Annotated in this window: 11 protein-coding genes; 7 read left to right on the plus strand and 4 right to left on the minus strand. The window is 72.4% G+C overall.

From position 1 onward, the window contains the following. On the minus strand, positions 1–1116 hold a 1116-nt coding region (locus ABYE80_RS10745; RefSeq protein WP_372790273.1), incomplete at its 3' end, for an aminopeptidase. 10 nt (positions 1117–1126) lie between these two features. Then, the gene (locus ABYE80_RS10750; protein ID WP_372790274.1) at positions 1127–3103 is read right to left on the minus strand and encodes a hypothetical protein; all 1977 of its coding nucleotides are present in this window, start codon (positions 3101–3103) and stop codon (positions 1127–1129) included. Positions 3104–3157: 54 nt separating this feature from the next. On the opposite strand from ABYE80_RS10750, the gene ABYE80_RS10755 reads away from it, so the two are divergent. The 6 genes from ABYE80_RS10755 (at position 3158) to ABYE80_RS10780 (ending at position 8328) form a co-directional block, all read left to right on the plus strand. Then, on the plus strand, positions 3158–3910 hold the full coding sequence (locus tag ABYE80_RS10755) for a MerR family transcriptional regulator (protein WP_372790275.1): 753 nt from the start codon (positions 3158–3160) through the stop codon (positions 3908–3910). Between the two features lie 40 nt (positions 3911–3950). After that, positions 3951–4751 (plus strand): hypothetical protein, encoded by an 801-nt coding sequence (locus ABYE80_RS10760; RefSeq protein WP_372790276.1) that lies wholly within the window; start codon positions 3951–3953, stop codon positions 4749–4751. A gap of 164 nt (positions 4752–4915) precedes the next feature. After that, on the plus strand, positions 4916–6160 hold the full coding sequence (locus ABYE80_RS10765) for a S8 family serine peptidase (RefSeq protein WP_372790277.1): 1245 nt from the start codon (positions 4916–4918) through the stop codon (positions 6158–6160). Positions 6161–6274: 114 nt separating this feature from the next. Next, positions 6275–7345 carry a calcium-binding protein gene (locus ABYE80_RS10770; RefSeq protein ID WP_372790278.1) on the plus strand — a complete coding sequence of 357 codons (1071 nt, stop codon included), beginning with the start codon at positions 6275–6277 and terminating at the stop codon, positions 7343–7345. A gap of 10 nt (positions 7346–7355) precedes the next feature. Beyond that, complete coding sequence (locus tag ABYE80_RS10775) at positions 7356–7628, plus strand: YciI family protein (protein WP_372790279.1); 273 nt, start codon at positions 7356–7358, stop codon at positions 7626–7628. A 25-nt stretch (positions 7629–7653) separates the two neighbouring features. Continuing rightward, entirely contained in the window at positions 7654–8328 is a 675-nt protein-coding gene (locus tag ABYE80_RS10780; protein ID WP_372790280.1) for a glutathione S-transferase family protein, read from the plus strand. Here the strand turns inward: ABYE80_RS10780 and ABYE80_RS10785 are convergent. Both ABYE80_RS10785 and ABYE80_RS10790 read right to left on the minus strand, forming a co-directional pair. After that, the gene (locus ABYE80_RS10785) at positions 8321–8824 is read right to left on the minus strand and encodes a beta-class carbonic anhydrase (RefSeq protein WP_372790281.1); all 504 of its coding nucleotides are present in this window, start codon (positions 8822–8824) and stop codon (positions 8321–8323) included. The two genes, ABYE80_RS10780 and ABYE80_RS10785, sit on opposite strands and share 8 nt — an antisense overlap. A 23-nt stretch (positions 8825–8847) precedes the next feature. Next, complete coding sequence (locus tag ABYE80_RS10790) at positions 8848–10164, minus strand: acetyl-CoA hydrolase/transferase family protein (RefSeq protein WP_372790282.1); 1317 nt, start codon at positions 10162–10164, stop codon at positions 8848–8850. A gap of 67 nt (positions 10165–10231) precedes the next feature. Between ABYE80_RS10790 and ABYE80_RS10795 the strand changes: the two genes are divergently transcribed. Beyond that, positions 10232–10657: an SRPBCC family protein gene (locus ABYE80_RS10795; protein WP_372790283.1), complete on the plus strand. Its 426-nt coding sequence runs from the start codon at positions 10232–10234 to the stop codon at positions 10655–10657. Positions 10658–10768 lie beyond the last annotated feature (111 nt).

Below are 10768 nucleotides of genomic sequence, written 5' to 3' on the forward strand. Positions count from 1 at the left end.
CCGGTGACGGTCGGCCTCGCCCGCGGTGAACTGGTACGCCGATCCGATCGCGATGTGGCTCGCGGCGTTCTCGTCGAGGAGCGTGTCGAAGAAGACGGTGTCCAGGGCACCGATGCGGCCATCGCCGTCCACGAGCGCCACCTCCCCGAGCCGGCACGCGCCGTCGTCGCGGGCGGCGAAGCCGCGGAGGACCTCGGCGTTCTCCTGCGCGTCGATGCGTACGGCCCGGCCGCCACGGAACTCGACCTCGAGGCCGCGGATGATGGAACCGCCGACGACGAGCGGCTTGGTGGAGCGCACGACGCCGTCGACGCGCTCGGGGTCCGGCGCCGTGAAGATCTCCTCGCTGGGCAGGTTCGGCATGTGGACGATGCCGTCGATGGTCTGGAAGCGGGCGGCCATCCACGTGGAGGTCGGCAGGAGACCCACCGTCAGATCGGTCCCCGGACCGGTGAAGTGCAGGCTGTCGAAGGCGGTCTCGGTCATCCGCGCCGCCGTGCCGACCAGGACGTCCGCGCGCTCGGTCCAGACGGCGATCGGGTCGTCCTCGTCGAGCCGGCACACGTGGACGATCTGCTCGCAGAGCTTCGCGTAGGCCTCCGCCGGGTCGAGGTCGGGGTGCACCAGGCACGCCCAGGCGACCGTCGGGCACGGAACCGCCGTCCAGTTCGTGGTCCGTTCGTTGACGACCTGACCGGACTCCTTCAGGAACGGCAGCGGGTCCTTGCCGACCCTCCCGGGGTCGAGGTCGTCGAGCAGGCCCGGAGCGGCGGGGCCGGTCAGCCCCACACGGGCGCACCGCTGCTCACCGAGCTCCAAGATCCGGTCCCCGTACCAGGACGGGACGAAGGACAGGCTGTCCTCGCGGGCGAACTCGATCCGGGCGCGCTTGACGTGCAGATCGAAGTACTGCACGTCGACGAACTTCGCGCCCGCCCGGTACGCGCTGGCGGCGATCGCGCGGGCCAGGTGCTCCTTGCCGACCTCCGCCCCCACCGCGACGATCTGGTCGGGCTGCACGTTGGCGCCGAACTCGACGACGAGGTCCGCGTACCGCGTCAGGGTCTGCTCGTCCATCCCGTGAGCTTCGGCGGTCCCGTGCGAGGTGTCTGACATCGCACGAACGCTACACCGGAACCTCAGGCGTGACCGGCAGCCTCGACGGAGGGGACGGCCTCGGACCGCTGACGCCGGGGGACGGCGTCCGCGGGGTGTCCACTGGCGGGGCGGCGAGCCGCGCCAAGCCCCAGGCGAGGCCGAGGAGCAGCGCTCCGGCGATCAGCAGCACGAGCGCGTAGCCCGCTCCCTGGAGCCACCCCGGGACATCGCCCTTGGCCTCGCGCTGCAGCACCTGCTTCTCGCCCTGGAAGGCACGCGTGAACGCCGGCGGAGCGGGTACCTCGGGCGCCGGGATCGCGGTGTCGAGCGGGAGGAAGATCGGGACCACCGCCAGGCCGTCCGCGTCGTGGAGCCGCAGCATCGCCTTCCACTCCCCGTGCACGGGTACCGGCTTGGTGGTGCGGTACCTGCCCGGACCGACCCGTTCGAGGCGGTCGACGTGCAACGTGTCGCCGCCCTGCCACGCGGTGACCGTCAGCCAGCGGGCGTCCTGCGCCGCCGATGCGGGGGTGATCCGGATGTCCGCGGACACGGTCCGGGCGTCCCCTGTCGCGACGTCGGCCAGTCGGATGTCGGCGCGCGCCGAGCCCGTGGCGGAGGTGTCCAGGCCGTAGCCGACCACGCCGGCCAGCACGAGCGCGCACGCTCCTGGCACGGCCAGCCGACGAACCCACGGGGCGCCGGCCGGTACGACAGCCGGTGTGGGCTCGCCCGAGATACGCGCGTACGGTGCGCGCAGCATCGCTCCGACCCAGCCGCCGAGCGCTCCGGCCGCGACACCGGTGACGGCCCCGACGACCAGCGCCTGCGGCAGCATCTGCGACGCCCAGGGCAGCGGCATCCAGAGCTGGGTCCAGCCGTGCTCGGCGAGGACGCCGACCGTGCCGATCGCGAAGCCGGCGATCGCGCCGAACCGCACCGGGTTCGCGCGGGCCGCGACGACCAGCGCCACGGCCTCGACGAGGACGGCCTCGGCGAGGTACAGCGGGAAGTGCGGCGTGGTCTCGCCGAGGACCGGCCCCACGATGAGGGTCACGAGGCCGCGGATCACGAGGAAGTAGGCGACGGCGCCCAACGCCGCCCAGGGCCCGAGGAAGACCCGTGCGCTGACGAGCGCGACCCCGGCGGCGACCACTATCAGCGCGGGTTGCAGGATGTGCGCGAACTGCGGGACGCCGAAGTCGAACTCGGCCTGGAACGTGGACAGGCCCACGAGGAATCCACCCGCGATGCCCAGGAACCGCACCCGCATGACGATCTCCCAGAGCCGGGCGCCGGGACGAGCCACCTCGCGGACCGAGGCGTCCTGGCCGCTCTCACGGGCGTGCTGCACCGCGGCGGACCCGCCCTCGACGAGGAGCACGCTCATGCCCACGAGCGTCATGCCGGCGCCGCCGATGAGCATGAGGTGCGTCGGCCCCCAGAGCGTGACGTCCTGGCCGAACAAGCGGTGCCAGAGGTCGTCCAGCGGGAACCCCATGAGCGAGAACGCCGAGCACGCCACCATCAGGGTGCCGCCGAGCGGGGCGTACCAGTCGCGGGTGATGCGGATCGCTCCACGACTTGGCTTGTCGCCGTCCGGGGCGAGCACGATCGCCAGGAAGCCGGCGGCGAAGATCCCGAACAGCCCGGCCAGGATCAGGTAGTGGGCGGGGTTGGCCAGGGGCCCGGCGTCGCGCCCGTCGTCGATGTGCAGGGAGATGTCCCAGTACATGCCGATGAGCGCCACCATGAGGGCGGCACCCGCGACGGCGCCGGGGATGGCGGTCCAGGCGGGCAGGCCGCTGATGCGCTCGGTCCACCGTCCGAGGCGGGCCAGCAGCTGGGTCCGCCCGGTGCGGTGCGCGAAGCCCACGCCGCCGAGCACGGTCGTGGCGACGGCGGCGCCCGCGGTCGCGATGAGGACCTCACCGACGGCGGCGCCGCCCGCGGGCTCGGCGGCGGCCTGCACGGCTGCCGCGAGCGGAGTCACGAGAAAGCTCATGGGCGACACCTTTACATGATTCGATGTCACATGTAAGGGTGGTACGGTCCGAGTGTGAGCGACCCCACAGACGCAGCCGACCTCACGATCGAGCAACTGGCGGCCGAGGTCGGGATGACCGTGCGCAACATCCGCGCCCATCAGTCCCGCGGACTCCTCGACCCGCCGGAGGTCCGTGGGCGCACCGGGTACTACGGGCGCGCCCACGTCGACCGGCTGCGCCTCATCCGCGACATGCAGGCCGACGGTCTGAACCTCGCCGCGATCCAGAAGCTCGTCGGCTCCGGCGGCGAGGAGTTCGTGGGCTTCCGGCGCGCGCTCGCCACCCCGTTCGAGACCGGCGGCGCCCAGATCGTCGCGGGCGCGGAGGTTCGACGCCTCCTCGGGGTCGAGGACATCGATGAGGCGACCATCACCCGCGCCGGGCGCCTCGGGCTGTTCCGGCCTCTCGGGGAGGACCGCTACGAGGTGACCTCGCCGCGGTTGCTCACCGCGGCCGCCGAGGTCGGAGCCATCGGCCTGCGACCCGAGGTGGGCCTCGACGTCCTCGAGAAGCTCGACCGCCACGCCCAGGCGATCGCGAAGATCTTCGTCGAGCTGTTCCTCGCCGAGATCTGGAAGCCGTTCCAGCGCGCGGGCATGCCGCCCGAGGACTGGCCACGGGTACGGGACGCGCTCGAGCGCCTGCGTCCGCTGGCCGGCGAAGCCCTGCTCGGCATGTTCGAGCCCGCGATGACCGTCGCGGTCGAGAAGGCCGCCGAGCGGGTCGTCGAGCGCATCGCGCGCGACGCCGAGAAGGGCCGCTGACGCACTCGAATCGGGGCGCTCCCGGCGCTACGGTCGCGGCATGCGCGCGAACCCAGATCGACGCGAGGCCGCCGAGACACGGGCAGTAGCCGACCTGTTCGCCGCCGCGCCCGGTGCCGTCGTGACCGACATGGGCATCGGGTCCTCGGTCGTGGCCACGGCGACGTGCCTCTCGACCCTCGCCGCTCCGGGCTCCCGCGAGCTCAATCAGGTCCACGAGGCCACGGGCCTCGACGACGCGCAGCTGGACGCGATCGACGCGTGGTACGCGAGCCGCGGAGGCACCTACGTCGTCGGCGTGGTGCCGGAAGACCGGGACCGCCTCGGCCCGATGCTCACGCGACGCGGGTTCACCCCCACGCGCGCCTGGACGAAGTTCGTCCACGACCCGTCGCTCGAGGAGCCGGCGCCCGCAACGGACCTCACGATCGACGCCGCCCGCCCGGGCGAGTTCGGGGCCGTCGTCGTCGCCGGGTACGGGATGCCCGAACGCATGCGGGACTGGATCGATGCCCTGGTCGGTCGTCCCGGCTGGACCTGCCTGATCGCCCGGGACGAGACGGGCGCCGCCGTGGGTGCCGGCGCACTGCACGTCGGTCCGGACGGTGGGTGGCTCGGCCTCGCCGCCACGCTCCCTGCCGCCCGTGGACGGGGCGCGCAGCGCGGTCTGCTGTCGGCCCGCCTCGCGGTCGGGCGCGCCGCCGGAGCCGACCCGATCGTGACCGAGACCGGCGTCGCGGTACCCGGGTCCCCGCAGCAGAGCCATCGCAACATCGAGCGCGCCGGGTTCCGCGCCGCCTACGTCCGGGAGCACCTGGCGGCCCCGGGATTCCCGGCCTGAGCAGGTCGTGCATGGAACGTGGCGGATGCGGGTACGCGCCCGCCGCGGGATCCGGACGCCACCCCACGTGCGCGCGTCCGAGGCACGGACGCCATCCCGCCACCACCCACCCCGCGTGACACGCCCGGACGGCGTTGCGCGCGCCAAGGAGAGGAACACCCCGAATGCATCGTCCCGTGAAGGCCGTGACCGCCGCCTGCGCGCTCGCGCTCGCGACCGCCGCGAGCGCCAGCGCCGCCCCCGGCGATCACGTGCCCCACACCGTGATCGTCAAGTATCAGCCCGGCACGTCGGCCACGGTCCTGTCCAGCCTGGAGCGCCTCGTCGGCGCGCAGGCCCTGGTCGGACGGATCAGCGCCAACGGCGCACGCGTCATCCGCGTCGCGGGCAGCGCGCAGGCGGCCGCCGACCGCCTCAACCGCTCGGCCAGCGTCGAGTACGCCGAGCCCGATCAGGTGATGCGCGCCACGGCGGTGCCCAACGACGCCCGCTTCGCCGAGCTCTACGGCCTGCACAACACCGGCCAGACCGGCGGAACCCCGGACGCCGACGTCGACGGACCCGAGGGCTGGGACGCTTCGGGGCTGGGCGCCTTCCCGTCCACCGGCGGCCTCAAGGTCGGCATCGTCGACACCGGCATCGACAAGGCCCACGAGGACCTCAACGGCAAGACGGTGGACTGCGCCGCCACCACCGCCGGCGTCCTGGGCATCATCGGCGGCGACCCGGTCCCGGCCGAGAGCCGCGGCTGCGCCGACGACAACGACCACGGCACGCACGTGGCCGGGACGATCGCGGCCAAGGCGAACAACGGCGTCGGCGTCGCCGGCGTCTCGTTCGACTCGCCCCTGGGCATCTGCAAGGCCCTCCACGGCACGCTGGGTGTCGGCTCCACCGCCGCGGTCGCCAACTGCATCACCTACCTCGCGGGGAAGGGCAACCGGGTCATCTCGATGTCGCTCGGCGGCGGGGAGTCCACGACGCTGCGGCAGGCCGTCCAGCAGGCGTGGAACGGCGGCAACGGCTCGCTGCTGATCGCGGCCGCCGGCAACGACGGTGACGGAACGCTCAACTACCCGGCGGCGTACCCCGAGGTGGTGTCGGTCGCCGCGACCGACGACGACGACCAGCGCGCGTCGTTCTCCAACGCCAACAGCGATGTCGAGGTCGCCGCCCCGGGCGTCGACATCCTGTCGACCAAGCGCGGCGGCGGGTACGTGAAGTACTCCGGCACGTCGATGGCCACGCCGCACGTCTCGGGCGTGGCCGCGGTCATCGCCCGCCGTGGCGGTACGCCGGCGCAGTGGCGCACGAAGCTCGACACCGCGGTCGACGACCTCGGCGCACCGGGCCGCGACCCGAGCTACGGCTTCGGTCGGGTCAACCTCGCGAAGGCGGCCACGCCGTAGCGGATCCCCTCCCCGGCCGGGCACGGCTGCCCCGTGTCCCGGCCGGGCCGGACCCGGCCCAGGATCAGGGCTGCCCCTGATGTGCTCCGGGCCGTGGTGCCGCAGACTCCGGGGATGCCCACGCCACGCCGCGCGTTCGCCCTCCTGCCCCTCGCGCTCACGCCGCTCGTCGCGGCGGCAGCAGTGAGCGCCGCGCCCGCACCGGAGTCCGAGTCGCAGCCCGACGCCTCGGTCCGGGTGGCGATCTCGTCGAAGGGCTCGATGCTGATCACCGGCGGTGACGCCGCCGACCGCATCACCGTGTCCCCCAGCGGCGACGGCCTGCGGGTATCGGTGGCGGGCAGTCGGGCGCGCGTCGTCAACGGCGTAGGCTGCCGTGCGGCCGGGACCGCTCGGCGCTCGCGCTGCGAACGCTCGGGCGTCGACCTCAAGAAGGTCGTCGTCGCCGCCGGCGAGGGCGACGACACGGTCACCGTGAAGTCCCTCCTGCCGGCGAACATCAGCCTCGGGGCCGGCAACGATCGCGCCCGGGTCATCTCGGTCGCGGCAGCGAAGGTGAAGTTCCCGATCGTCGTGCGCGGCGGCGACGGCGACGACACGATGATCGGCGGCGACGGCAACGAGCTGTTCTACGGCGAGGACGGCGACGACCTGATCGACGGCCGCGGCGGCTCCGACTCGGCCCACGGAGGCGCCGGCGACGACCTCTTCATCGCAGGCAACCGGCCCTTCAAGTCCCCAGGAGAGCGCTACGCCGGCGGGGACGGGCGCGACACCGTCAACTACCGCTTCATCAGCACCGGGGTGAACGTGTCGCTGGACGGGGTCGCCAACGACGGCGACTCCAAGGACGCCACGGACAACGTCAAGGGGGACATCGAGCGCATCATCGGAGGCGACGGGGACGACGTGCTCATCGGCAACGACGCCGACAACTCGATCTTCGGCGAGGCCGGCAACGACCGCTCCTACGGGATGGGTGGCCACGACAACATCTACGAGACGACCGGGATGGACCTCCTCGACGGTGGGCCCGGCGACGACCGCCTGCGCACGCGCGAGGACCCGGGCAAGGAGTCTCCCGCGATGCCGGACACGCTGACCTGCGGACAGGGCGCGGACTGGGTCGAGATGAGCACCGACGACGTCGCCGACGCGTCCTGCGAGAACGTCAAGAAGCTGTAGCCTCGCGGACGTGCACCACGTCCTCTTCTACGACTACGTCGACGACATCCTGGAGCGGCGCGGTCCGTACCGCGAGGCGCACCTCGCCCATGCCGAGACCGCGTGCGAGGCCGGGACGCTGCGGTTCCTCGGTGCCCTCGGGGACCCGGTGAGCGGGGCGCTCGGCGTGTTCCGCGCCGGCGTGGAGGAGATCGAGGGGTTCGTCGCCGACGACCCGTACGTGAAGGCCGGACTGGTCACCGCGCACCGGATCGAGCCCTGGACGGTCGCGGTCGGTGAGTGACCCGCCGCGCCTATGATGCGCGGCCATGACCGAGATCCCCCGCCTGTGGACCTTCAGCGCCTCGCCGTTCGCCGGTAAGGCGCGCGTCGCCTTCACGGAGAAGAACGTGGAGGTGGAGCTCCACGAGATCCATCCCGGCAACCGTCCCCCGCGCCTGCGGGAGCTCACGCCCATCGGGCGTGTCCCGGTCCTCGAGACCCCTTCGGGCGTCGCCATCTTCGAGTCCTCCGTGATCTGCCAGTGGCTCGAGGACACCCATCCCGAGCCGCCGCTGTGGCCCGCCGACCCGGACCTCCGCGGATGGGCCCGCGGGTGGACCAAGTGGATCGACGACCACCTCGTCGCCAACTACTTCCTGGGCATGCGCAAGCTCGCGTTCGGCCGTGCCCCGGACGATCCCGAGGACATCACCGAGCAGCTCCACGCGAAGCTGATCAAGCGGCTGGCGACGATCGAGCCGGTCCTCGCCGTCCACGACGGTCCGTGGCTGTGCGGGGAGGAGTTCACCTTCGCCGACATCAGCGGCATGCCGGTGGCGGCCCGCCTGCCCGTGTGGACCCCGCACCTGACCGACCAGCTCGAGCCGTACCCGAACGTGCGCGCGTGGTTCGCCGCCCTGCAGGACCGCCCGAGCATCGCCGCCCTGGACCACAAGGGCGACCCCGTGCACGGGGCGGAGGGGCCGCTGCTGGTCAGCTGACCTCGGTCAGCTCACCGGTCGCCACGTCGAAGATGGCGCCGCGGACCTCTCCGCGGTGCACGAGGAACGGGCTCTCCCGGATCGACGCGACCGACTCGCGGACGCTCGCCTCCAGGTCGGTGATCGTCCGCAGCCCCCAGCTGGGACGGTGGCCGGCGTGCTCGCGCATCAGCGCGTCGAACGCCTCGTCGGTCGTCTTCGTCAGACCGCAGTCGGTGTGCTGGATGACGAGGACGTCGACGGTGTTCAGGACGTGCTGCGAGACGGAGAGCGAGCGGATGACGTCGTCGGTGACGACGCCACCGGCGTTGCGGATGATGTGCGCGTCTCCCTCGTCCAGGCCCAGCAGCGAGAACAGGCGCAGCCGCGCGTCCATGCAGGCGACGATCGCCAGACCGCGGCCGGGCTCCGCGGTCTTGTCGGTCGCGTGGTACCCGTGCTCCGGGTCCGTCGCGTACCGGTCGGCGTTGCGGAGCAGGTCGTCGATCACTCTCATGGCGGGCCGGACCTTAGTGCAAATCAGGCAACGGGCGAATGGCCGCGCGAGGCCCGTTCCGCCGCCTCCAGCAGCTCGTCGCGAAAGTCCGGATGTGCGACAGCAGCCAAGGCTTTTCCTCGCTGGTGGACGGTCAGGCCCTCCAGCTCGGCGGCACCGAACTCGGTGACGATCACGTCGACCTGGTGGCGAGGGGTCGTGACGACCGCTCCGGCCTCGAACCACGGCACGATCCGGGAGCGCACCGCACCGTCCACCGTGGCGGTCGCCGGCAGGCACACGAGGGATCGCTGCGCCACCGACAGACCCGGGACGGAGATGAAGTCCTCCGACCCGCCGATCCCGGAGAACTGGGCGCCGCCGATGGTGTCCGCGACGATCTGGCCGTGGATGTCGACCGCCAGCGCGCCGTTGATGGTGATCATGTCGCGGTTGGCCATGATCGCCTCCGGAGCGTTGACGACCTCGACCGGCAGGAAGGCGATGTCGCGGTTCCCGTCCAGCCAGTCGTAGAGCTCCTGGGACCCGAAGGCGAACGTCGTGACGCTCACCCCATCGAGATGGCCCTTCCGGTTGGTGACCTTGCCGGCCTGGTGCAGCCGCATGCAGCCATCGGTGAACATCTCCGAGTGCAGCCCGTAGCCGCCGCCCTCGTCGGTCGCCAGGCGCGTGGCGATCGCCGACGGGATCGACCCGATCCCGGTCTGGAGCGTCGCGCCCTCGGGGATGAAGCGCCGAGCGTGCCCGGCGATGGCCTCGTCCACGTCGCCGGCCGCCGCCTCCGGGAGCGCGAGAGGAGCGCTGGGTGTCCGCACCAGCACGTCGATCTGGTCCACGTGCAGGGCATGGCGGTGCTCGGGCGCCAACCCGAAGGTCTGCGGGAAGCCGTCGCCCGCCTCGACGATCAGCAGGCGGTCGGGGTCCTCGCCGGCGAGGACGAGCTCCCCGATGGTGCCGCCGGCGTGCAGGGAGAGGCTGCACCACCCGTCGGCGTCGGGTGGCGCCGCGGCGGTGACCATGACCCGCGGCGGACGCGCCCGGAGCAGCGGGGCGAAGCGGCGGAAGTCGGCCGGGGCGAACGAGATGTTGGCCCCCTGATCGCGCAGCGCCCGCTCGAACGGCCCGAAGAAGCCCGACAGGTAGTGCACGCCGGGCCGGGAGAACAGCTCGGTCCCGACCGCCAGGAGGGCGCCGGCGACCCGGAGGTCGACGAAGTCGTCACGTTCGCCGAGGGCCTGCAGGAGGGCGGGGGGCTGCCCGGGACCCAGCGGCAGCCCGATCGTGTCCCGCGGCTGCACGAGGGCGGCGGCGTCGTGCGGGCTGAGCATCTGGGGGGGCATGGTCGCGACGCTACCCGTCCCGCCCATCGCCACGCCATCGCACGTCCGTCGGATACGGTCCACCCCTATGCAGAAGATCGCCGTCGACTACGACTTCAACGTTCCCGTGGAGCGCGCCTTCGCGTTCCTCGCCGAGCACGAGAACCTCTCCGCCCTCTTCCCGGCCAAGATCACGCGGCTCAAGGACGGTGACGACGGCACCCGCAACGGCGTCGGCTCCGTGCGGCAGCTGCGGATCGCCGTCCTGCCCCCGTTCGAGGAGACCAACACCACCGTCGTCCCGAACGAGCTCATCGAGTACCGCATCACCAAGGGCAGCCCCCTTCGCGGTCACCGCGGCAAGATGGTGTTCACGGAGCGGCCCGGCGGCGGGAGCCACCTGCGGTACGAGATCGAGTTCGGCGCGGTCGTGCCGGGCCTCGACGTCGTCATCGCCAAGGCGCTCCAGAGCGGGATCAAGAAGGGCCTGCCGAAGGTCGACAAGCTCGCCTGACGCCGCGTGTAACCTCGACACGAATCGGTGTAAAGGTGAGGGATGAGCTCGCGCCGGCCCGCCCTCACCGCCATCACCGCAGCCGCGGCCACAGCCGCCGCCTGGGAGATC

This window comes from Paraconexibacter sp. (assembly GCF_041602235.1).
GTDB lineage: Bacteria > Actinomycetota > Thermoleophilia > Solirubrobacterales > Solirubrobacteraceae > Paraconexibacter.